The sequence below is a fragment of the Enterobacter quasiroggenkampii genome, assembly GCF_043972695.1.
Lineage (GTDB): Bacteria > Pseudomonadota > Gammaproteobacteria > Enterobacterales > Enterobacteriaceae > Enterobacter > Enterobacter quasiroggenkampii.
On sequence record NZ_CP143745.1, the window covers coordinates 3,920,335 to 3,942,829 of the forward strand.

The following is a 22,495-nucleotide window of genomic DNA, read 5'->3' on the forward strand; positions in this document are numbered from 1 at the left end:
AAAGAAAATGCCCCTGCATGGCAGGGGCATTTGTGCGGTATGTTGTCGGGTGCGCAAGGTAAAAGCAAAACGGTAACCCGTAGGTTACCGTTTTTAATGTTTGCGCCCTCTCCCGTGGGAGAGGGTCGGGGTGAGGGCATCAGGCCGCAGAAATTAACGCAGACCCAGCTGGAAAATCAGCGTTTCTGCTTCGCAAGCGAAAACAAAGTCGATGTCCAGCTTCACGCCGCCTTCCACTTCGGTAAAGGTCGACTTGATTTCACACGGATCGGATTCAACATCACGCGCACGCTTGCTCAGCGCGGCCAGGGTCTCTTCCGCTTCGGCGCGGTTGGTGAACACACGGCTGTAAGACGCGGTGCAATCGGTGTTGTCCATGATGGTCCCAACATCCATACAGCAGCAAACCGGGGTTTCATCAGCACTGCATTTACTCATAGCTCAATTTCCTCTGTATTCGCGCAACGCGCGAGATAAACACGATGCTGCTATTTTACGCCCCGGCTCGGGCTCTCTCCAGCCGTTAATGGCGCAAAATCGGATAAGTGACCAATATCACACTAAAAAATGATCTAAAACAAAAACCACCCTTTTGGGTGAGTCGCGATGGTCACAATTTTGCCAACCAGATCTCGTTTCACGAAACATGTTTGAAAATATTAATAAACAAACTTGCAACATTCAGGCTGGTCGGACCTATACTCTGGCCACTGGTCTGATTTGTCTGTCATACCTCAGACCCTACACTTCGCGCTCCTGTTACGGTATGTAACAATTATTGAATAAAAATAACTCAATGAGGTTATGGTCATGAGCCAGAAAACCCTGTTCAACAAGACTGCGCTGGCAGTCGCAGTGGCACTCGTCTCCACTTCCGCATGGTCAGCGGGCTTTCAGTTAAACGAATTTTCTTCCTCTGGCCTTGGCCGCGCGTATTCGGGGGAAGGTGCGATTGCGGATGATGCGGGTAACGCGAGTCGTAACCCTGCATTGATCATGATGTTTGATCGTCCGACCTTCTCTGCTGGTGCGGTTTATATCGATCCTGATGTCAACATTTCAGGCAAGTCACCATTCACTGGTGCGAGCCTTAAAGCGGACAATATTGCCCCAACAGCATGGGTCCCTAACCTGCACTTCGTTGCACCTATCAATGAACAGTTTGGCTGGGGAGCATCCGTAACCTCTAACTACGGCCTTGCTACCGAGTTCAATAGCAACTATCCGGCTGGTGAATACGGCGGTAAAACGGACCTTACTACGCTGAACCTGAACCTGAGCGGTGCTTATCGCCTGAACGATAACTGGAGCTTTGGTCTGGGCTTTGATGCCGTCTACGCCGATGCCAAAATTGAACGTTACTCCGGAGAGCAAACTGCTCGCCTGCCAAAAAACAGCAATAAAATTGCCAGTCTTGAAGGTGATGAGTGGGGCTATGGCTGGAACGCCGGTATCCTGTACGAGCTGGACAAAAACAACCGTTGGGGCCTGACCTATCGTTCCGAAGTGAAAATTGACTTCGACGGCGATTACAAGAGCGGCATCCTGAAGCCGGTGAACAACCTGGTTCCTGGTGCGGGTACCACCATTCCTTGGGGAACGTCAAACCAGACCGTTCCAGGTTCACTGTCACTGCATTTGCCAGAAATGTGGGAAGTGTCCGGTTACAACCGCGTTGCACCTCAATGGGCGATCCACTATAGCCTGGCCTATACCAGCTGGAGCCAGTTCCAGGAGCTGAAAGCGACCGGAACCAATGGTCAAACGCTGTTCTATAAGGACGAAAGCTTCCACGACGCCTATCGTATTGCGTTGGGTACCACCTACTACTACGATAAAAACTGGACTTTCCGCTCCGGTATCGCATTTGACGACAGCCCGGTTCCGGCAGACAAGCGTTCTATTTCCATTCCGGATCAGGACCGCTTCTGGTTAAGTGCTGGCGCGACATATGCGTTCAACGAGAATGCATCCATCGATGCGGGCGTTTCTTATATGCACGGTCAGAAAGTCACGTTCCAGGAAGGCCCTTACGAGTTTACCTCTGAAGGTAAAGCCTGGCTGTTCGGTACGAACTTCAACTACGCGTTCTAATCGTACTGGAATCAAAAAAGGTGAGCATTGCTCACCTTTTTTATTTACTCGGAATCGATATCTTTTAGTTCGTTTTCGATAGCCTTCGCGTTTGGATTCTCTTCCGGCTTCAGCTTACCGCCGTTGGCAATAAAGTCATGATTCTGGAAGTACGCTTCACGCACCATAATGTACGGGTCAGAAGACTGGCGCAGCAGACCGTCAGAGTCGAGCAGTTGCGCACGGGTTTCAATCCCTTCCACCGTCCATTTACCTACCGACAGCGGCCAGGTCAGCCACGACAGAACCGGATACAGCGTATCGACCATATCACCGCCATCATCACGCACAGTGAAGCTGCCATAGAACGGCAGATGAACGTAAGGGCCGTAGCCGACGCCATAATGCCCCAGCGTACTACCAAAACGGTGCGGCTGTTCACGCTGCAGTTTCGGGTTCGCCATGCCAGCGACGTCAATAAAGCCGCCCATCCCCAGAATGGAGTTCAGGAAGAAGCGGGTAAAGTGCACCATCCCCTGATACGGGTCGCCCTGTAGGAAGTAGTTCACCATTACCGCAGGCTCTTCGAGGTTACTGGTAAAGTTACTTAACCCGTTACGCGCGGGTTGTGGAACATAATCGCGCCATGCCACTGCCACCGGGCGAACCACATACGGGTCCAGCACGTTGTAGTTGAAGCTATACATGGAGCGGTTAAATCCTTCGAGAGGATCGGAGCGTCCCGTTTGCTCCCCGGAGCTGGCGCAGCCCACAAGCATCGTCGCGCCCAGCGCAAGCGCCGACAGCCGAAGTTTCATAAATATCTCCCTGTTCAGTATGGCTATCGTTGATTGCCATCCGTAACGGAGCCGTTGACGCTCCGTCTGTAAACGTGCAAGCGATTGTAACAGCACGTTTACCGATGTCTATGAGCACAATTACGGGCAGTAACCACCGTGACTCTGATCTCAGCATAGCCTGGCTTTTGGAATTCGTTTCGCTGGCAATTTTATAATGTCTTTGAAAGAGATGTATCACCTTTGTTGTCATTGTCGCCAATTTAAGAGCATCCCCACAGGCATCCCGACAAAAGCCGCTACGCTTAACAGAAAGATCAACCTCCGGGAGCAGATATGAAAGAAGTGGGCGAAGAAAAGATTGGCGAGAGCAATGAGGAAATTGAAATTGAAAGCGAGGAGAAAGCGCGCGGCGAGAAAATAGAAATTGATGAAGATCGCCTGCCTTCCCGCGCGATGGCCATCCACGAGCATATCCGCCAGGACGGTGAAAAAGAGATGGAGCGCGATGCCATGGCCCTCTTCTGGTCAGCTATCGCCGCTGGGCTCTCAATGGGCGCATCTCTGCTCGCCAAAGGGATATTTCATGTTCAGCTGGAAGGTGTGCCCGGCGGATTTTTACTCGAGAATCTCGGCTATACCTTCGGCTTTGTGATTGTCATCATGGCCCGCCAGCAGCTGTTTACCGAGAACACGGTGACCGCCGTTCTGCCGGTAATGCAAAACCCTACCCTCGGCAACTTCGGTTTATTGATGCGTCTGTGGAGCGTCGTCCTGCTGGGTAATATCATCGGCACAGGCATCGCGGCCTGGGCGTTTGAATACATGCCGATCTTTGATGAACCCACCCGGGACGCGTTTGTAAAAATCGGCATGGATGTGATGAAAAACACGCCGGTGGAGATGTTCTCGAATGCCATCATCTCCGGCTGGATCATCGCCACAATGGTCTGGATGTTTCCTTCAGCAGGGAGCGCCAAAATTGTGGTGATTATATTGATGACCTGGCTGATTGCGCTGGCTGATACCACGCATATCGTGGTCGGTACCGTTGAAATACTGTATCTGGTCTTTAACGGTACGCTTCACTGGAGCGATTTTTTCTGGCCGTTCGCCCTACCGACACTGGCGGGTAACATCTGCGGCGGAACGTTTATCTTCGCACTGTTAAGCCATGCCCAAATCCGTAACGACATGTCGAACAAACGCAAAGCTGAGCTTAAGGCACGGGAAAATGATGATAAATCGACAAAAAAATCGTCCTGAATGGTGACTCTTTGAGCAGTCAGGCGGCGATGCGCTTAACGCATAGTGTAAATAAGGCTATACTCGTGCCGCCTCGTCCCCTTAGTTAAATGGATATAACGAGCCCCTCCTAAGGGCTAGTTGCAGGTTCGATTCCTGCAGGGGACACTTTGACCTCTACGCGTTGTTGAACACATTCGCCTGTCCACCGCAGAATTCACTGCGAAGAAGAATCCCGTTTTATTTGAGCGTAACGCGTTGCCAGCTGTTTAAGACGCAACTCCAGCTGGGTCTTTTCAGCTTCAGGAAGCACACCTCCTGCGGGATGCTGTGACAGGCGTCTGAGTTGTTCTTCAGCCGGTATTGTTTGGTTAAATGACTGTATAGTCGAAAAAACCACCGATTTAAGCTCACTCACCGTGATATATTTTCCCTTCTGCTCATCCAGACTACTCAGCCGATGGCTCAGTTGCTGTAGCTTCATCATTCCCTGATACCAGCTGTTCATGGCCTCAGCAGGCAACGCTGCCGCGTTAAATTTTTGCTGCCACTGCACGGCAAGCGGCTTTGCCTCCTCTGGCCGCACCGTCTGGAGTTGCGCTAACAGCTCAAGGCTGTAGGAAATATTCCAGTCAGGGGGCAGCTTATCCAGTCGGGCAAGCTGCTGCTGCGTTTCTGTAATAAACGTGGGCGGTAAAGTGCCTCGCTGTGCTAATGCCTCTTGCTGAGCAGGTGTAAGCGCTTCAGGTAACGGCGCCAGCGAGGCAACAGCCTGAGTCGTTAAGGGATCGGGTCTGGACAGAAAGCCCCCTCCCCACGCCACGGCGACGCAGACCACCAGCATAGAACACATCCCGGCGACAAAGGGCTTCCATGGTCTGACCGCCCCGTGCGCTGTCGTAAGCCCGTCTGCATCAGGCTGATTCTCCGGCTGCACAACATAGACCCATTTCACGTCGTCAACCGGCTCTGCCCTTTCCTGAGGTATTTCGCAACCGGGCATCATGCATGCATTCCGATCGAATGCGTCATTACTGCTTTCCAGCCGTTCAGCATTCGAACGTATCATTGTTCGTAACGTATCGAACTGGCTTAGGTGTTTCAGTTCAAGGCGCTGGAGCACCGAACTCAGCCGGGTAAGCAACGCTTCAGCACTGTAAAGCTCACTTAGATGGCTGTTGTTGAGTGGAAGCATACGCATGCGCTGCTGCAGGCGCTGGCTCAGGCCGGTAAGGATTTCCAGACGAGTATGTAGCGTCTTCGGCCAGAACACGTCCCACTGATGGCTAATCAGGGCCTCCAGAATCGCCAGCCCTTCGTTCAGGCCAGCCAATCCAGACAGGTGAGTCCGGGCAAGGGTGTACCAGGCCGCAGTCTGCAACTCCACACCGTTTTGTTCAAACAGAGAGAGACAGCGTTTTTCGACATATTGCCAGTTTACATCCGGGCGAGCAGGATGCGTCAGCTTGCTGAGTTCATCGCGGAGGGCGGCGTAATCTGGCAGCGTGCGCGGGTCGCCGCCGGTTTTTAACGTTATATGTGTGGTCATCCTGGAGGGCCTGCATATCCGTGTGGTTAATTTCGTCAGTTGATGTGAGGGGCTATTTTGCGTTTAAAAGTGCAATGACTCAGAAATATCGCTATGGCAGCAGCGCTAAAATCAGACCGAAAAACACACCTTCATCCCATCGTTTTCCGGACCGGGATGAGGTATCAGGGGGAGTAAAGATCCAGCCATTTGCGTTCCCCACCCGCATGAACAGGCGTCCTTGAGAAATCACCTTGTCCCCGGAACAGAAAGTCACCTCGACACAACCGGCGACGCCCTGTCCATACAGAAAGATCGGCATAAATTTGACTGCCCGGCTGTCATAGCGCAAAACGATACCGGAAATCTCAAAAGCCCCGCCCTCCACCAGCAGATCCGGAACGGATACGGTCAGTGGCTCCACATTCAGTCCCGTATCCGTCAGCCACGCGTCCATTTGCTCCTGAAGCTGGGCCATTCGCTGGCGAAACTCTGCAATATCAGCCTGACTCTTGCTGATGGCAGGAACAGGTGCAGGTTGGCGTGCCTGCAACTTCTTCAGGAACTGTAATTTTACAGACATGATGTTATCGGACCTTATATATGAAGAGTGGTGTCGAGATACTGCTGTTGCCTGAGATGCCTTAACAGGACCCGTCCTTCGGGCATAAATTCAGTCCCGTAGCGCACCAGGCCAATCCCTTTAAGTTCAGCGTCAATGGCATAACGCAGTTCGCCGGGGACGTTCTGTTCCAGCAGGACAACGGTTATTTTTTTCAGGCGGGGTTCATATTTGAGCAGGACGGCAGACAAAGTGCCCATCAGTTCATGGGCCGTTCCCGGCATGCCCTGCAGGATTTTGGTCATATCCGGCAGGCCGTAGTCAGGCAGATGCGCCAGCGTGCCGGCACGACAGTTGAGGATACGCTGCATGTTATCCAGTACCGAGAGGATGACCTGATTTTCCTCACTGACCTGGTTGAGATTGAGGCCACCTGTAAAATTTCCCGTTAACATTTCATACAGCGAAGGCGTGTTATGTCCGTAGGGCATCAGTCGTCCTTAAGCGGTTGCAGCGTCAGAGAGTTATCACCTGCTTCCAGGATACGTGGTTTATCCGGATCCAGGTCACTGCGTTTGATAACCTGCTTCCAGGCGTTGTTGTCCATATCCGGATGGCGGAACAGCCCTACCACCGCGACAAACTGCGCCTTTTCTTCCATTGGCATATCAAGGTTTGCATCGCCACCCGGTTTCACCACGACATCACGACTGGCCAGCATGTCGTCTTTCAGAATGGTGCTATCATCCTGAAGCAACTGCTGATACACCGTCTTATCAAAGGTTTTGCGGTCTTTAAGCTGGTAAACCCTTATCACCACCGGCTGAGACAGCGAGTTACTTTCACGGGAGTCGGTGTTCAGCGCTTCACGTGCGGTAAAATCCAGATGCAGGATTTTAATTTTTTTATAGAACACAGAATTGAACGCCGATCTGGTACCGTCGGTGACGCTCTGCGTTACCCCACAGCCCGTCAGAGTGAGTGCTATCAGCGGCATCAGCCAACGCGTAGTCTTAATTAAACTTGTACGTAACACGTCTGTTTCCTTGTTGTGTTTTTGCAGGCTCCAGGCCACTGTAATAACCCAGCTCTGTCGTAAAGGTCTCAGGAATATCATCCGGAAGGCTATCATCATCAGCGCCCAGCACGCCGTTCAGCCCCAACCAGAAAGGATTTTCTCCCAGCGGTGGAACGGCCAGCAGACGTACGGAAGTGGTCAGGGTAATTCTGGCTTTAAACCGCCAGCCCAGATATACCCGTAGCATTACCAGGAAATCCAGGTACAACTGGCCATCCGGTTTCCAGCCCTGCGCTTCCTGTTCGTTGTCCGTTGCGAGAGCAACCAGCAGTTGGCTGCCGGCATCCATCGCTTCGTCACCCAGAGGCGTATTGCCATCAAGAAGAAACTCTTCGTCACCGTAAAAACCCAGCGGCCTGTCAATCTCTACAGGCCGGAGACAATACGGACTCACCTGCACCGTCGTATCGGGCGCCAGCAGGCGCACCAGTGCCTGCATCCCTTCCTGAGTTTTGCCCGGCTGCTGCAGCACACCCAGTAGCGCCAGAAAGCGGGACACTGGCGTGGCTATATGATTCGCAGTGCCCGGTATTCCCAGACCAACCAGACCCAATAACGACTGCGAAATGCTGTCGGTACCGCCGGGCTCAAACGTGGCCGGATACGAGTATTTACGCCAGACGCGGTAAAACTGCGTCAGGATGCGATGACTGAAAATATCCAGAAACCCCTGCAGCGCCTCATGTCCTTCCCGGCGCTGGGAAATGTCATCGAGATAGGCAGTCGGTAGAGGCGAATCAACACCGTACATCCCCATAAAGGTCGTGCGGATAATCGGTGGCCTGCTGTCATCATTCTCGTCATACTCGACAGCCTTCAGTTCACTGGCCGGGAATCCCATTCCAGGGTGCGGCGCAAAGCGTACCGGGTCATCCGCCGGATGGCTGGTAGAGCCCATCAGCGGCCAGTCCGGATGGCGCTTCTCCAGTAGCTGGCATAAACGATAAAAGTTGATGCGGTGAAGATCGGCCTCCAGCCGCGGGGTCAGCCGGGAATGCGGCGGTTGTGCTTCTCTTCCCATTCCAGGCGCTCTCCGGTCGGTTGCAGGATAATAATCAGGCGGTTAAACAGATAGATATCGGTGTACAGTGCAAAGAAGCGGCTCAGCATCTCGCCGAACAGACAGATATCGCCGCGCCCGGCAAAGCCGTTGCTCTCAAGCGTCACCTCAATCTGCACCCCGCGCACCAAATATCCCTGCTCAAAGCGTTCCGTTTCACTGTGCTTCACATCGATAATCGCCTCCAGACGACGGCGGTTCATCTCGCTGTCAGTCCACTCGTAAAGCGCCAGCGTGCCGCGCAGCACGTCGGCATTGTCCATCATCGACAGGAAACCGCTGCCGAGATGGCTCAGCACACGCCAGTGAAAGCGATCCTGTGCCGGGGGATAACAAGGCAGCGTCGGCGCACACAGGTTGCGCACGGCGATACTGGCTGAAGTGGTTTTCATCACTGTATCGAGCACGGTACTTTGCAACGCTCTGCGAGGTAGTTGGCCATTGGTGCCGGTTAGCGTCAGCGACAGGCTTTCATCCTCCGGCACCGTGTGGTTATCAAACGCTTCCCCGCCGAGGATAAGCCAGGTGTTATGCAATCCCGACGGGCCACGGCGCACGCGGGTGTGGTAGTAATATTCCGGGGCTTCATGACGCATCATTCCGCCCTTGTGGCGGAAGCTTGAAAATGGCACGTAGGTATGCTGGCTTGATGACATCACCGAATCCACCGCGTATATCTCGGTATGGCCATCCTGCACGCGCATCGGGCGCAGCATATATTCGGTCTGCAGGGAATTGAGCGTCAGCGGATCGGATTCCAGCGGGAACAGGTTAATCACCGGCACACAGTTCAGGCGCAGATGCTTTTCGGTAAAGCTGAAATCATGCTCCCAGCGTTCTGCCAGCACCACGTCGATTTCAAACCAGGGGAGCTCAGCCGGAAAGGCCACGGTCTCGAGCCCACGCAGCCCCGTGAACATGAATTTCTCACGGAAGGTGAAGTACTCGAGCAGCAGCTGATAGCCGCTGAAGCTGCTGCTTCCCTTCGGCCACAGGACGTCATCATCGCCAAAGCCCAGCGCGGTGAAATACCCGTCGAGCGGTCTTCTGTCCATGTCGCCCGGCATCCGCAGCCAGAGGCGCGCTGTATTCATGGTAAAGGCTTCATGCATGGCGCAGGCCAGCGGTGCATCAGCGTTGAAGTAGAGCGGGATCTGGCTGAGATCGATACGACTCCAGTCGGCAAGATGGCTGCAGTTAAAGCGCAGGCTGATAACCGAACGCCCGTCAGGATCAGTCGACAGGCGGGCTTGCTCCAGCGACAACGGCAGGAGCGTGATCTCTTTGGTTGTGGTGTACCGACAACGCGTGGCCTTCTCGCCGATCGGCCGCGAGTTCACTTCGAAACCTTTGGCGATGCGCATCTGCTCTTTCATCTCGCGCCAGTCAGGGGTGAACTCCACCACCGACATCGACGGTATGGTGCGCAGATAATGCGGCCACAGCAGGCTGACCAGCCCTTCGGTCAGTTCAGGCAGGTCGTCATCGAGCTTTTCGCGCAGCCGGCCCATCAGGAAGGCAAAGCCCTCGAAAAGCCGCTCCACGTAAGGGTCGCGCGCGCCCGCTTTATCGAGATTGAGCATTGCTGCCTGCTCGGGGTGAGCACGGGCAAACTCTTCGCCGGCTTCCAGTAGATAGCGCATTTCAGCGTCGTAGTAACGCAGGGTTAAGTCGTCCATAAAAAACCTGAATATAGGAATGTTAAAGGTAGCCAGGCGTTTTTATCCGCAAAGCACCGCACTACTTGCCGGGTCGAGCGCAATCAGACCGGCAAGAAGCTGGTCCATCTCAGGCTGAAGACGTGATTTATCGGTTTCACTGCGTGTAGCTTTCATGCGTAGCAGTCTGAGGCGACGGGATTTCACTTCAAATAACAGCGCCGGTGTCCACTGCGTGAGGGTGATTGACCGTGCGGCGCTATCGAGTTCACCCAGCAGATGCAGGGCCAGCTCATTTTTACCCTTTTGCTCGGCTATGCGGGCCATCAGCAGGCGCAGCAGCCATTTGTCTTTTGTAGAGTCGCAACCTGGACGGGTCTGGAGCCAGTGAAGTGTGGCATCCAGACCGTCAGTGTCCGCTTTATCCAGCGCTTCCGGCTCGAGGAGCAGGATATCGTTATCTGTCTCACCAGCAGCACTGACCGGCTCATCCCGCCAGTTGGACAAATCGCCCAGCACGCTCTGATTTATCCAGTTGAGCGTGACCTCATCGGCAAACGGCGTTCCGTCATTAAAGGCCAGCGTTTCAAGTCCTTTGAGACGGCTCAGCAGCCCTTTCAGATCGGCGATGATGATATCGGCCAGCACATCGTGCCCCAATTTCACCAGAGCCTGGTGGATATACCACTGCAAATCCAGCCAGAGGTGATTAGCGCCACGCGAGAAGGTGCTGTCCGCCTGCTCCAATATCTCCAGCCAGCTCTGTTGCAGGTACAACCGTTTAAGCATGGCCCGCTGGTCAGCCCGCGGTGGTTCGATACGTGTTTTCCCTTCGGCATCCGGTGCAGGGATCGCTCTCAGCGTGTCATGGCGCAAGCTTTTCATCAGCCGGTGTGCGGCTAGCCAGCCATCAGGCTGCTCGCGCAGATATCCCGTCAGGGTACGGGCCTGGGCCAGCAAATCCTGACCGGAGGTGATGCGGTTCAGAACCGGCGCATCTGACTCGGTCGCATGCGTAAAGGGCTGTGACTGCGCCTTATTCCCTGCGTTCTGCGGTACCACGGCATCCACACCCCCGGCCTTCATCAGGCGAGACTCCAGCCCGCTGTACAGGGCATTCAGCTCTGGCCGCGATGCTTCCGGCTCGGTCTCCAGACGGGTACTGATGAGCAGCAAGGCCCCGGCGGTACGCTGTGCATCCTCGCGGATGACCTCCGGAAACAGTGACAGACTGTCCAGGACACGGCTACCGGCAAGCCATTCCAGTGCAGCCTTGCGGCTTCGGTCCCGCTGCGGGTGAAGCTGCATGCCGTAGCGCTGCAATAATCCGGCAAGCAGTTCAAGCCCTTCGGCAAAGCCGGCTTCGCCATCCTGGTGCAGTCGCGCCCAGCAGTAGTAGGTCGCAATCCGGATGTCTTTGGCCGTGGTGGTCAGTAACTTTTCAGCAAGCGTGCATATCAGTTCAGTATCAATCCCGGAGAGCTTATTAACCTCTTCGCGGATACGCTGAAAATCATCGTCATATCCCGGGTCTTCCCCCGTCGGACTGGCTACGCTTACCGGAGCAAGCCAGGGCTGCCAGTTATCCGTGCGCGTCTGCGCCTGTTCACGCAGCTGAGCATCGTCAGCCTGACAGGCGGTAACCAAATTCTGCAATGTGCTCATTATTCGACACCTTCCATGTCATTGTTTTCCGTATTAGCCATCAGCGCCTGAGCGGTGGCCACGCTGTCGACACTGAATATGTGATCCGGCAGCGTGAAACCACGCAGATCCAACAGCGCCAGCGGGCCTTTTCCAAGTTGTGAGCGCAGCACCCACTGCAGGGTGCGACCATCCGGTGCGGTAAAGCTCATCATCCACTGGCTGCGGTCCAGCTGCTGACGCTTGCTCAAGTCCAGCCAGCGGATAAAGCCCCAGGTCCCGCTGTAATCCCCAAACAGGCGCGCACCGGCGTTGACCGTGGTCCATGTCAGCATCGTTCCCGGCTTGTAAGTCTCTCCCGGCCAGCGGAAGCTTTGCCAGTCGGCCATCTGGTTGAAGTAGTGCAGCTTTTGTCCATCAATGGTTAGCTGCGTCTCCACCACCTGTGGCACAGGACGCGCCTGCAGCTCAAAGCTGATGCCCTGACTGCCATCGGTGAACAGGATGTCTGACAGCTGGCTCAGCTGGTTAATGGCCCGCAGGAAGGCCGGATTAAAGTTCAGTCCCTGGCTGTTGACCTTATCCGGTACCCACTGGCTGCCCTCTTTGTGCAGCACACCGTTGAGCTCTGTCGACAAGAAGCGCTCTATTCGTCCACTGTCCTTACGCACAAATTCAGCCAGCATCGGTAAAGAGGCATCGCTTTTGCTGGCAGCAAACGGGAAACGACCGTCAAAGGCAGTTTGCCAGTTCGCGACAACCGAGCGGCTCCATTTGTCATTCAGACTGGCTGCCGACGGCTGAAGTACGGTCTCCCAGGCCTGAGTCAGCGGCTGCACAAACATTGTGCTGCCAAATCCGCTCCACTCCTCGCCAAGACTTGCCGAAATCAGGCTGCCGTATTGCTGAGTGTCGGTGAGGTCCACGCTTTTGCCCTGGAATACGGTCTGCGCCAGAGTCTGCATCATTGCCTGCGGGTCAGAAGCGCTGGCCACCTGCTGCAGTCGCAGACGCACGCGGGTGATACGGGTCAGATACGTCTGCAGACTCAGGGAGTTGTCCGCCGACATGACATTACCACCTTTGTTTTTACCCAGAAGCTGTAGCAGCGGGCCAAAGGTATCGTCCAGCGGCCCCTGCGGCCCTGACGCAGACTGATCAATGGCAGGTTTATCTTTTCCACCGACGAGATCTTTAGCCGATTTGATGAGGGAGTCCGAAAGACCTTCGCTTTGCTGGCCTGTCTGTCCCTGCCAGGCGAGGGTATTCATCAGGGCAATCAGTGGCGACTGGCGGACATCGCTCATCAGCGTAAGCTGGTCGGTAACGTCCGCAATATTGTTTGCCGGGTTCCAGTGCAGGCTGTTAAGGAAATTCAACCAACTGCCTGCAAAGTCAATGAAATAACGCTCTGTCAGGCGTGCTTTGAGCGCTTCCGGCGACAGATCCGCCGATACGGCTTTACGGGAATCACTCAGCACCCAGTCAATTTCATCCCGGCGGGAATTTGCAGCCTTTTCGATAGCCTGCTGAATGCCACCTTCCCAGGCCTGGCGGGTGAACATGCCCGGCACGACCTCCTCAGTAGTAAAAAGTCGACGCGCATCGGTACCGCTGGTCATGTCCTCCAGGGAGACATCGGCGAAGTTACGACGCACTGACTTGAGCATATTTTCATACAGTGTGCTTTCAGCGTTACGACGCCCAATTTGCTGCAGCAGCAACTGGCGACTCTGGCTGACAAGCTGCGCATCCGGTGTGATTTTCCACTGTGGCTGCTTAGGCAGTTCGGTGATGTAGAAGGCCCACAAATCCGGCGCCAGGCTTTGCCACAGACCGGTAGAAATACCCATTCGTGTCGGCTGCACGGTTTTCAGGGTCTGCGCATAAAACGCGCCGTCGACTTTATCCGGACGGGCCATCATCAGCCAGGCTTTAAGCTGGTCATAACCTGGCTTCGCCAGCTGTGCACGCTGGTCGCTGTTGGGGGCAGAGTTTGCCAATGCGCTGAGTTTTTGTGTCAGCGCCTGATTCGCCGGGTCGCGTATCAGGCGGTTGTTTGCCACGCCGTACCAGGGCAGCAACGCATCGAGCAGCTGCTGGTTATGGTCCAGACCGAAGCGCTGGTACCAGGGCGCTCCTTCCTGAATACGGTGCTGCAGGCGGCCAGCGTCATTACGCAGGGTATGCAGAGCCGTGAGCTGGTAATCCGATACGGAAGGATGCTCCACCAGCGCATGCGCCTGCTCGGCAACAGAAACTATCTGCATGCGGTTGACCGCGAATGACAGCAGTGTACCCGCTCCCCAGATACCGATGATGGTCATCAGCGTCCAGGCCAGCGTCTGTTCCCAGGCCATACCAACACGGCGGCCACGAACTCGGGTGCAGTCTTCAATAATACCCTGCCAGGTTACGGGCAGAGTAAAGGCATGACGCTGTACAGACGCGATAGAGGACTCTGCGTCAGTAGATTTTTTGTCCGGCAGGCAGCTAAATATCAGGCCACGCAGCGGAACACGCTGCTGAGAGATAAAGAGCCATGGCGTCAGTTGCTGAGCCCAACGGGCAATGCCGCCGTCTTTGAGATGCTGGCCCAGACGTAGCAGGAAATCGTGACGGTTGTTCTCAGCGGCCTGGTTCACCCCCTGCGTCCGCAATGCCGGCAGCATCAGTTCAAGCTGACCGATAATGTCGCTTTCTTTAGCGCGCAGCGGGAAATGAGCCCCCACCACCTGCTCAATACGCTTAGCCTGCGACCATTTACTGTCGCGCAGTTGCCATAACCATACCGGTGCGGAATAACGCAGCAGTTCGCTGATTTTTTCCAGCCCGCGTAAATCGTTGTCACTCATCTGTGGTGTCAGGTTAAATGCTGGAGGTATGACCCGGATAACCCCGTCCAGTGGACGTCCCCGGCGAAGTTTACGCAGCGCGGTGTATTTTTCGCGATCGGGCTCAGAAGCCAGACTGCCGCCATAAATCAGTACAGTACGATTGCCTTCAAGCCACTGGTTTTCCTGCAGACCAGGAACCAGCTGTTCGATTGCCGTCTCATCACCGGTAACCAGCAGCAGGCGGACGTTACGGCGCCAGAAAAGGGTGTAGCGCTTGCGCAAAGAACCCGCGATTTCGGCTTTTAATCCCTGCTGTTTTACTTTTTGCTTTCTGTGGTTTTCTCTCTCTCCTCTCGTCGAGAGCGTCTTGACATGCCATATTTGCCACAACTGAACGCCGAGAAAACCCAGCACAATCAGGCAAACTAACGCAATCCAGGCAATGCCGCAGATAATAAGCAGGGGCCGAACCGATTCCCAGCCCAGCGAGACATCAACAGCGAAATACCAGTAGAGGAGGCCTCCAAAAAGTATCACCAAAGTGACAACAGCAAGGGTGATAGTCACCGTTACGGCAGTCGAGATACTTGTGTCTGGTTTAAGGGCGTTTTCCTTTTCCATGTGGCTTTACTATTCCAAGAGCGAGGGTATGTTGAGGATCGGTACTAATCCAGCCGCAAGGCTGTGCTTCGTTTTGGGCAAAAAGAGCGGCAAGAGAAATAACAATAAGAGGTTCCATGCTTCCCGGCATTCCCCAATAGCTGTCCTGCAGGTTATGGGTGGTATTCCAGCCACACTCGTCAATCTGGGGAATTTGAGGATGCGAAAACAAAATGCAGGCGGCCGGATCTTCCTTAAGTTCACATTGAGTAACTGCGCGTTCGCTGACGATGTTCAATTTGTCTGAAGCAGAGGCGTCATAATATTCCCCCCGAGGCATCACCACTGGTGCGTCAGTGCCTATCAGCCACAGTACTGCAGACTCCCCTGCGGGCAGCAGGCTATCAGGTGAAGCGGGGCATGAAACGCATCCAACCACAAGATACTGACTTTTCGCATCCTCACGAAGCAGGGCCGTCAATCTCGCAAGCGTCGCCTCTCCCTCCCAGCGTTCAGGCTGGTCTGGCAATGCGATCCCTGGAAAAGAGTCCTTCATTTGTGCATAAAAAGCTGACCATACGAGGGCATCTCCCAGAAAAAAGCACTGCGAGATCGACCGCGGCATATCGCGTGGGCTCGTCTTCCACTGCATCACCAGCGCGCGAACCAGCTGCTGCTCCCGTTCCTGACTCTCTGCGGAGAAGGTTCGGGCAATGCGCAGTGTTTTCCCACCAGACTCGAGACGTTCAGCAGGGGCGCGCTGAATACGGCGAAGCACCCTTTGCCAGTCCACCGTTTCCGCACCTGCCGGGCCAAGCAGCAGGACGTCTTGTAGCCCAAGCAGACTTTGATGTTCTTCCCACCACAGGCTCTGCTCGTGCCTGACGTTGCGTTGCCAGGCCATTGCATGGTGCAAAGAGAAGCGGTAATAAAGTAGTCGGCAAAGCCAGAGAAAACTGATGGAGACCAGGGCAAAGCCCATTACCGCAAAAGCCGCAGCGCTGCGGTTTTCCTCGCCAGTCAACGCCCCAGCGCCTCCGGCAAGTAAAATAATAAATGCCCCTGCCTGCAGCCAGCGACGGGTTATGGGTGCTCTGGCTGTTTCCCAGACAGGATACTCCGGCACGCTCCTCACTGTTCGATACCAAAATCAGGGAAGGAACTCACCAGCGTGCAGCCGCACGCGCAGCGATGTCCATGCAGGGCGACAGGCTGACCATCGACCTCTGAGAGTGAACTGCCTTCCGCAATGATCGTCATACCGTGCTTGTTGCATTTAACCGCATCCCCTTTAGCGGCTATCCCTTTACCAAAACAGAGATAGTGTCCCCCCAGAACCTTACCGCCATACTCCTTCAGGGTATCTCCCTCACGAATGACCTGTTTCATTCACTGCCTCCTGCTCAGGTAGTCACCAGCGATTGTGCTTTTTCCAGCCATCCGGACTGAATAATTGATTTCGCCATTTCCAGGCGCTTTTCACCTATTGCTGCGGTCTGTTGCGCCGTGACCACGCCAGGCTCTGTGGTAAAGGCTTTTAACGCATCAGCGTTGTCGACCATTGGGATAGCCAGTCCGGTCAGGTAATCCACTGCCTGAGATTCCAGCGTGAATAGCCCGGCCGTTGCGGCAAGGCCAGCCAGTTTTGCCGACGTGCCTTTCTGCCTGAAGCTGAAGATCACCCCACCCACCACCGTGGCGGCTCCAACGACATCACCGGCAATGGTCAACGGAGAGAGCGATTTATTGCAGTTATCACCGAAGTAGATCATCCGGTAGAGGAAGTAGCTCCCCCAGGGCTCACGCGTTCCCAGCGCGTAATGCATAAACCACGCACGGGAATCATGTACCTGATCGTCAAAAAGCGCTCTGACCAGCCCGGCCGGGGTGTCAGCGTTTGAGGCCTCTCCGAGCGGCGGGAACAATGTCGCAACCTTCGTGTCGGCTGAGGCTTTGATCAGGGCATATTCTCGCGGCCTGTCATCGATATTAAGCAGGAATATGGTGTTGTGCGGGATGGCCGCCAGCACCAGTTGCCCAATGCTGGTCGGGCTGCGGAGCTGTTGTCGATAGTCTTCGCCAAACTCCACCGCGGCCTGCTTCAGCTGGGTTTGAGCGATATCCGGGTCAAAGTCCTTTATCCCGGCTTCCAGCACTAACTCATCCATTTTATCTGCAGGCTGGCTGGCGATTTTCTCTCTCCGTCGGGCCTCAACCGCCCCCTGCTTCAGGTCCCGTTTAACTTTGGACGTTTCCAGCGCTCCCGGGTTGCCATCTTTGTCCGATGCCCGCAGGTAAAACGGCGTAGTAAGCATGGTGCCTTTGGCATAGCGGTCGATTCGCCACGCGGTGATCCAGGCTATCTGATTTTCGAAGGCTTTTTCGAGACTGACTGTCGCCCGAGGAGGATCATATTCTGCAGCCTGTTCGTCAGTTATTTTCTTCCCTGAGGGGGGGAGATTAAGTGTGAGTTCTCGCCAGGCGTTGAAGCGGTTAATTAACGATGGGTGGAGTGAATACTCCTTAAGGACATCAAGAGGAAGAGTTCGCCATCTATCATTTTTTAAATCATCAGGTATAGCATTAATCGCAACCTTTAATGGAGCTCCAGCACTAAAAGCGTTGCAGTACATATCATGTAACGCGATTTGGGAAAGTATCTGACTATCGCTTACATCTATATAATTTGCTTTCCCTTGATCACCTGGTGGGTACCCGCCGCCAATATCTGAATGCATACCCGGATAAACTATTTCCTTGCTGTTTGCCGGATATTGACCGTCAGCTCGACGAATAGAGTCCAGCGGGAAACAAAGACGCTGCTCGTGGGAGGACACCAGATGCACGCAATTCTTAATCAGTCCGCCGTAAGTTTTTTCATTTGGCAACTCCTGGGTGTTGTCGGCCCAGGACATATGCCCTTCCGCCACCGGGGCTACATGCGCAACCCCCACGGACGCCACGGTATCCAGCAGCCCAAGAAATTCCACGCTGACGGGAATTTTCAATTCATCAACCATCAGGCACTGCTCGGGCTTTTCGTCTTTGCCTGTTGGTACGGGCAGCAGCTCGCTCAGCCAGTTGACAAAGGCACGCGCTGCGGCCGCCCCGCGAGAGAAGCCGTACACATACAGCTTAATCGCCAACAGCTTTGGCTGCGTGGGGCTCGGCTGCTGCAACGCAGGACCCAGCAAAGGCTTCAGCTTTTTTAGCTCATCGGTAAACGTTTCGTAACGATTATGGCTCCCGGTTAAACCAAAGGTGGCCCAGCTCGTACCCATTCGATCCAGTGCTTTTCGGCTTTCAGCATTACTCATCCATTTCTGAGTCAGCGTAAATTTCAGAGCATCAATAATGCGCAGGAGCCCCCAGTTAATTCTCTCCTCTCCCATCGCCGCTGTAGCCAGCCCCCAACCGGTATAGTCAAGATCGTTAATTTCAGGAAAAGGGGTGCCCACGCCCGGAATATAATATTTAAAATACCGCCCGGAAACGGCTTCATTGCTGTCAAAAAGAGCATCAGACTGACCAATACCCCCTGCATACCCGCTGCCGATAGAGGCACGAAACAGACGAGCAATATTTGTCGGGTGTTTTTGCTCAGAGAGATAAAGGTCGTTATTAATATTATTACCGGTGCCATCAAAGAACAGACTAATATGCAGTGTTTTGCAGCAAGGCATATCTACCAGCTTGTTTTTAGCCTGGCAGAGTTCATTGCGGTAAGCTCGCTCCCGGCTTTCCTGCTGCCTGCAATTTTTCCCCACCAGTGTCGCCTGCGAAGGCAAACGTCCTTGCGCAGGAAATTCAGGCGGGTACCAGACCAAATCCGTGGTTACTTCGGACATACTTTCGGCTCCTTCATTTCCAGCGGAAGTTTGATTGGATAATTAGCATTAGCAGGTGACCAGCAGCTGGTTGTTACCTTTACGTCATCACAGGGTAAAAAATGTACCGTAATACCGCAGGTTTCCTGTCCTGTATAATCGGGAAGCGGTACTATTTTGCTATGTTCTCTGTTATTTGCACTCATTTTCTTTTCCCAGGCCTTATATTTTTCATAGTCAGCAAATCCCGGGAATCCCTCTGTGGAAGCCTCACCGCTTTCCCAGTCTATACGTACTGTCATTCCGGGTTTCCAGACTGTCGGTACACCATAGCAACACCCACCGCCACCGCCGTCAAAAGGCCCGATAGCATCTATGCCCGACTGACCGTTTACGCTGAAATGATTGATGGCCCATTTGGTATGGTTAATCGCTTTTATTGTTCCCGTACCACCGCTTTGCGTTTGTGCCTCAGCCTTTGGCTGACTGCATCCGGCCAGTAAGAAAACACCCAGTAATACGCCTGAAATTGTTATCTTCATCCTTATTTTCCTTGTATTGCGTCGTCCACTCTTACAGGTAAAATCATTTAGTTGTGCCGCCGGCTGACATAATTAAATCATTTCTGTTCAGGGATAAATTTCTGTTCAGGTTATGGTCGACAGGCTTTAAGCCTGCGGCCCCGAGCAGGAAACTCAGGTGGGTACCAGACCAGATCCGTGGTTACTTCGGACATACTTTCGGCTCCTTCATTTCCAGCGGTAGTTTGATCGGGTAGGACGGACTACCGTAGGTGAAACAACTGGTCGTTACCTTTACGTCATCGCAGGGTAAAAAATGCACCGTAATACCGCAGGTCTCCTGTCCTGTATAATCTGGCAGTGGTACTGTTTTGCTAAGTTCCTTGTTATTGGCCTTCTTTATTTTTAACCACGCCTTATACTTCTCTCTATCAGCAAAACCAGGGAAACCCTCTGTTGAAGCCTCTCCTCGCTCCCAGTCTATACGTACCGTCATTCCTGGTTTCCAGACTGCCGGCACGCCGTAGCAGCAACCACCTCCGCCACCGTCAAAAGGCCCGATAGCATCTATGCCCGACTGACCGTTTACACTGAAATGATTAATGGCCCATTTGGTATGGTTAATCGCTTCTATTGTTCCTGCACCACCGCTTTGCGTTTGTGCCTCAGCCTTTGGCTGGCTGCATCCGGCCAGTAAGAAAACGCCCAGTAATACGCCTGATATTGTTATCTTCATCCTTATTTTCCTTGTATTGCGTCGTCCACTCTTACAGGTAAAATCATTTAGTTGTGCCGTCGGCTGACATAATTAAATCATTTCCGGCCCGGGATAACTTTCTGTTCAGGTTATGACAGGCAGGCTGTAAGCCTGCTGCCACGAGCAGGAAATTCAGGCGGGTACCAGACCAGAACCGTGGTTACTTCGGACATACTTTCGGCTCCTTCATTTCCAGCGGTAGTTTGATTGGATAATTAGCATTAGCAGGTGACCAGCAGCTGGTTGTTACCTTTACGTCATCACACGGTAAAAAATGTACCGTAATACCGCAGGTTTCCTGTCCTGTATAATCGGGCAGTGGTACTGTTTTGCTGTGCTGGCGTTTAAATGAGTCCATTTTTTTCTGCCATTTTAAGTATTCATCCCAATGGTCATAACCAGGAAAACCTTCTGTTCCTCCAACTCCCGTTTCCCAGTCAATTTTGACTGTCATTCCCGGTTTCCAGGCTGCAGGTACACCGTAACAGCATCCCCCGCCGCCCCCCTGAAATGGACCAATAATATCAATACCCGACTGACCGTTTACGCTGAAATGATTGATGGCCCATTTGGTATGGTTGATGGCTTTTATTGTTCCCGTACCACCGCTTTGCGTTTGCGCCTCAGCCTTTGGCTGACTGCATCCGGCCAGTAAGAAAACGCCCAGTAATACGCCTGATATTGTTATCTTCATCCTTATTTTTCTTGTATTGCGTCGTCCACTCTTACAGGTAAAATCATTTAGTTGTGCCGTTGTCTGACATAATTAAATCATTTCCGGCCCGGGATAACTTTCTGTTCAGGTTATGACAGGCAGGCTGTAAGCCTGCTGCCCCGAGCAGGAAATTCAGACAGGTACCAGACCAAATCCGTGGTTACTTCGGACATACTTTCGGCTCCTTCATTTCCAGCGGAAGTTTGATTGGATAATTAGCATTAGCAGGTGACCAGCAGCTGGTTGTTACCTTTACGTCATCACACGGTAAGAAATGTACCGTAATACCGCAGGTCTCCTGTCCTGTATAATCGGGCAGAGGTATTATTTTGCTGTGTTGGCGATTTTGTGCCGTAATTTCTCTTTCCCAGGCTTTATACTTTTCACGATCAGCGAACCCGGGGAAACCTTCAGAAGTTCCAACGCCAGTTTGCCAGTCTATGCGAACAGTCATTCCCGGTTTCCAGACTGCCGGTACGCTATAGCAACACCCACCGCCGCCGCCATCAAAAGGCCCGATAATATCAATGCCCGACTGACCGTTTACGCTGAAATGATTGATGGCCCATTTGGTATGGTTGATGGCTTTTATTGTTCCCGTACCACCGCTTTGCGTTTGCGCCTCAGCCTTTGGCTGACTGCATCCGGCCAGTAAGAAAACACCCAGTAATACGCCTGATATTGTTATCTTCATCCTTATTTTCCTTGTATTGCGTCGTCCACTCTTACACCTGCTGGACCTGAGCCGGAAATTCAGGCCGGTACCAGATCCGTGGTTACTTAGGACATACTTTCAGCACCTTCATTATCAAATTCCGGCATGCAATCGGGTCAAATAGTCGATCACCCAGGCATCACGTTTATCGTCGAACAATACGCCGGCCTGGGTAGCGCTCACCATTCCCTCAAAGCACGCCCTGAATTCAGCTTCCTTTGAGGCAAACATCGTTGTCATTAGTAACTTCTGGTCAATAAAACGTTTTGCATCACATAAGCACATAAGTTTTTCATATTGCTTATCGCTGAAATCTACTTGCTCAGCGCACTCGTCGCGCTTCGGGATTTTCCCGCTTCCTGTAAGCCATACCGACTGTCCATCACGATCCTGCCATCCCCAGCCTATTACGGGTCTTTTAAGTTGCGCCTGCTGTTCAGCGCTCAGAATATCCGTAAAAAGATAAGAAAAAATACGAGTATCCCAGAACCGAAAAACACCTTCTCTGCCTTCCTGGCGGGCATTAACGATTTCAGTAAGCCATTTACCCAATCCAGACAATGTCCATGGCGAACATATAATCAGTAAAGGTGCCGTTGAGGACATTTCTTTTGCAAGCGCCTGAAGCCAGTTCCATTGTTGCAGATCGTCAAACATAACCCGCACCAGCAGAGGCGCATCTTCGGGATAAATCTCTTCCGGTAAACCCTTATACAGCGACTGCCATTTTATCTCCGGAGAAAAGCCGGATAACGCCGGAATGATTGAATAATCCACACTACACTGATCAACAATGACATCGATATAGGTGTGTCCAATCTGCTGGCAAAGCCGTCGAGCGCTCTCCAGCATGTTTTCAGAATATTCATTCAGCACTT

20 protein-coding genes and 1 tRNA gene are annotated in these 22,495 nt (G+C 53.3%); 3 read left to right on the forward strand and 18 right to left on the reverse strand.

The window, feature by feature from the left end; all coding sequences use genetic code 11:
- Positions 1-153 precede the first annotated feature (153 nt).
- Complete coding sequence (locus V1572_RS18690) at positions 154-438, reverse strand: YfcZ/YiiS family protein (RefSeq protein WP_023336445.1); 285 nt, start codon at positions 436-438, stop codon at positions 154-156.
- 372 nt (positions 439-810) lie between these two features.
- On the opposite strand from V1572_RS18690, the gene fadL reads away from it, so the two are divergent.
- Entirely contained in the window at positions 811-2,094 is a 1,284-nt protein-coding gene (gene fadL / locus V1572_RS18695) for a long-chain fatty acid transporter FadL (RefSeq protein WP_045908748.1), read from the forward strand.
- 44 nt (positions 2,095-2,138) lie between these two features.
- On the opposite strand, the gene mlaA is transcribed toward fadL, so the two are convergent.
- Complete coding sequence (gene mlaA / locus V1572_RS18700; RefSeq protein ID WP_023336447.1) at positions 2,139-2,891, reverse strand: phospholipid-binding lipoprotein MlaA; 753 nt, start codon at positions 2,889-2,891, stop codon at positions 2,139-2,141.
- Positions 2,892-3,206: 315 nt separating this feature from the next.
- On the opposite strand from mlaA, the gene V1572_RS18705 reads away from it, so the two are divergent.
- Both V1572_RS18705 and V1572_RS18710 read left to right on the forward strand, forming a co-directional pair.
- Positions 3,207-4,136 (forward strand): formate/nitrite transporter family protein, encoded by a 930-nt coding sequence (locus tag V1572_RS18705; RefSeq protein ID WP_045908749.1) that lies wholly within the window; start codon positions 3,207-3,209, stop codon positions 4,134-4,136.
- 75 nt (positions 4,137-4,211) lie between these two features.
- Positions 4,212-4,283: transfer RNA gene (locus V1572_RS18710), tRNA-Arg, on the forward strand.
- Positions 4,284-4,332: 49 nt separating this feature from the next.
- Here V1572_RS18710 and V1572_RS18715 read toward each other — a convergent pair.
- From V1572_RS18715 to V1572_RS18790, 16 genes are all read right to left on the reverse strand, one after another.
- Positions 4,333-5,664: a VasL domain-containing protein gene (locus V1572_RS18715; RefSeq protein WP_395299473.1), complete on the reverse strand. Its 1,332-nt coding sequence runs from the start codon at positions 5,662-5,664 to the stop codon at positions 4,333-4,335.
- 91 nt (positions 5,665-5,755) lie between these two features.
- Positions 5,756-6,226: a hypothetical protein gene (locus V1572_RS18720; RefSeq protein ID WP_395299474.1), complete on the reverse strand. Its 471-nt coding sequence runs from the start codon at positions 6,224-6,226 to the stop codon at positions 5,756-5,758.
- 14 nt (positions 6,227-6,240) lie between these two features.
- A complete protein-coding gene (gene tssE / locus V1572_RS18725; RefSeq protein ID WP_048029649.1) occupies positions 6,241-6,696 on the reverse strand; it encodes a type VI secretion system baseplate subunit TssE in 456 nt (151 codons plus the stop codon).
- Positions 6,696-7,241 carry a type VI secretion system lipoprotein TssJ gene (gene tssJ / locus V1572_RS18730; protein WP_048029648.1) on the reverse strand — a complete coding sequence of 182 codons (546 nt, stop codon included), beginning with the start codon at positions 7,239-7,241 and terminating at the stop codon, positions 6,696-6,698. Before tssJ ends, tssE begins: the two co-directional genes overlap by 1 nt.
- The gene (gene tssG / locus V1572_RS18735; protein ID WP_229226192.1) at positions 7,219-8,304 is read right to left on the reverse strand and encodes a type VI secretion system baseplate subunit TssG; all 1,086 of its coding nucleotides are present in this window, start codon (positions 8,302-8,304) and stop codon (positions 7,219-7,221) included. Before tssG ends, tssJ begins: the two co-directional genes overlap by 23 nt.
- On the reverse strand, positions 8,268-10,022 hold the full coding sequence (gene tssF, locus V1572_RS18740) for a type VI secretion system baseplate subunit TssF (protein ID WP_025912752.1): 1,755 nt from the start codon (positions 10,020-10,022) through the stop codon (positions 8,268-8,270). The genes tssG and tssF overlap by 37 nt, the downstream gene beginning before the upstream one ends.
- A 42-nt stretch (positions 10,023-10,064) precedes the next feature.
- Positions 10,065-11,666, reverse strand: a complete 1,602-nt coding sequence (tssA, locus tag V1572_RS18745; RefSeq protein ID WP_395299475.1) for a type VI secretion system protein TssA — start codon at positions 11,664-11,666, stop codon at positions 10,065-10,067.
- On the reverse strand, positions 11,666-15,103 hold the full coding sequence (locus V1572_RS18750) for an ImcF-related family protein (protein WP_395299476.1): 3,438 nt from the start codon (positions 15,101-15,103) through the stop codon (positions 11,666-11,668). Before V1572_RS18750 ends, tssA begins: the two co-directional genes overlap by 1 nt.
- A complete protein-coding gene (locus V1572_RS18755) occupies positions 15,081-16,208 on the reverse strand; it encodes a hypothetical protein (protein WP_395299477.1) in 1,128 nt (375 codons plus the stop codon). The genes V1572_RS18750 and V1572_RS18755 overlap by 23 nt, the downstream gene beginning before the upstream one ends.
- 5 nt (positions 16,209-16,213) lie before the next feature.
- Entirely contained in the window at positions 16,214-16,471 is a 258-nt protein-coding gene (locus V1572_RS18760) for a PAAR domain-containing protein (RefSeq protein ID WP_025912756.1), read from the reverse strand.
- Positions 16,472-16,485: 14 nt separating this feature from the next.
- A complete protein-coding gene (locus tag V1572_RS18765) occupies positions 16,486-18,930 on the reverse strand; it encodes a T6SS phospholipase effector Tle1-like catalytic domain-containing protein (protein WP_395299478.1) in 2,445 nt (814 codons plus the stop codon).
- Positions 18,918-19,451, reverse strand: a complete 534-nt coding sequence (locus V1572_RS18770; RefSeq protein ID WP_045908760.1) for a DUF3304 domain-containing protein — start codon at positions 19,449-19,451, stop codon at positions 18,918-18,920. Before V1572_RS18770 ends, V1572_RS18765 begins: the two co-directional genes overlap by 13 nt.
- Positions 19,452-19,632: 181 nt before the next feature.
- A complete protein-coding gene (locus tag V1572_RS18775) occupies positions 19,633-20,166 on the reverse strand; it encodes a DUF3304 domain-containing protein (RefSeq protein WP_014884701.1) in 534 nt (177 codons plus the stop codon).
- A gap of 181 nt (positions 20,167-20,347) precedes the next feature.
- Entirely contained in the window at positions 20,348-20,881 is a 534-nt protein-coding gene (locus V1572_RS18780) for a DUF3304 domain-containing protein (RefSeq protein WP_395299479.1), read from the reverse strand.
- Positions 20,882-21,062: 181 nt separating this feature from the next.
- Positions 21,063-21,596 (reverse strand): DUF3304 domain-containing protein, encoded by a 534-nt coding sequence (locus V1572_RS18785; protein WP_045418373.1) that lies wholly within the window; start codon positions 21,594-21,596, stop codon positions 21,063-21,065.
- A gap of 114 nt (positions 21,597-21,710) precedes the next feature.
- Positions 21,711-22,493, reverse strand: coding sequence for a DUF4123 domain-containing protein (locus V1572_RS18790; RefSeq protein WP_248271490.1), 783 nt, complete (start codon positions 22,491-22,493; stop codon positions 21,711-21,713).
- Positions 22,494-22,495 lie beyond the last annotated feature (2 nt).

Coding starts and splice junctions, on each gene's coding strand:
- V1572_RS18785 (WP_045418373.1), bottom strand. CDS start 21,596: ATGAAGATAACAATATCAGGCGTATTACTGGGTGTTTTCTTACTGGCC.
- fadL (WP_045908748.1), top strand. CDS start 811: ATGAGCCAGAAAACCCTGTTCAACAAGACTGCGCTGGCAGTCGCAGTG.
- V1572_RS18715 (WP_395299473.1), bottom strand. CDS start 5,664: ATGACCACACATATAACGTTAAAAACCGGCGGCGACCCGCGCACGCTG.
- V1572_RS18760 (WP_025912756.1), bottom strand. CDS start 16,471: ATGAAACAGGTCATTCGTGAGGGAGATACCCTGAAGGAGTATGGCGGT.
- tssA (WP_395299475.1), bottom strand. CDS start 11,666: ATGAGCACATTGCAGAATTTGGTTACCGCCTGTCAGGCTGACGATGCT.
- V1572_RS18775 (WP_014884701.1), bottom strand. CDS start 20,166: ATGAAGATAACAATATCAGGCGTATTACTGGGCGTTTTCTTACTGGCC.
- V1572_RS18720 (WP_395299474.1), bottom strand. CDS start 6,226: ATGTCTGTAAAATTACAGTTCCTGAAGAAGTTGCAGGCACGCCAACCT.
- V1572_RS18770 (WP_045908760.1), bottom strand. CDS start 19,451: ATGAAGATAACAATTTCAGGCGTATTACTGGGTGTTTTCTTACTGGCC.
- V1572_RS18780 (WP_395299479.1), bottom strand. CDS start 20,881: ATGAAGATAACAATATCAGGCGTATTACTGGGCGTTTTCTTACTGGCC.
- tssG (WP_229226192.1), bottom strand. CDS start 8,304: ATGGGAAGAGAAGCACAACCGCCGCATTCCCGGCTGACCCCGCGGCTG.
- V1572_RS18690 (WP_023336445.1), bottom strand. CDS start 438: ATGAGTAAATGCAGTGCTGATGAAACCCCGGTTTGCTGCTGTATGGAT.
- tssE (WP_048029649.1), bottom strand. CDS start 6,696: ATGCCCTACGGACATAACACGCCTTCGCTGTATGAAATGTTAACGGGA.
- mlaA (WP_023336447.1), bottom strand. CDS start 2,891: ATGAAACTTCGGCTGTCGGCGCTTGCGCTGGGCGCGACGATGCTTGTG.
- V1572_RS18750 (WP_395299476.1), bottom strand. CDS start 15,103: ATGGAAAAGGAAAACGCCCTTAAACCAGACACAAGTATCTCGACTGCC.
- V1572_RS18705 (WP_045908749.1), top strand. CDS start 3,207: ATGAAAGAAGTGGGCGAAGAAAAGATTGGCGAGAGCAATGAGGAAATT.
- V1572_RS18765 (WP_395299478.1), bottom strand. CDS start 18,930: ATGTCCGAAGTAACCACGGATTTGGTCTGGTACCCGCCTGAATTTCCT.
- tssF (WP_025912752.1), bottom strand. CDS start 10,022: ATGGACGACTTAACCCTGCGTTACTACGACGCTGAAATGCGCTATCTA.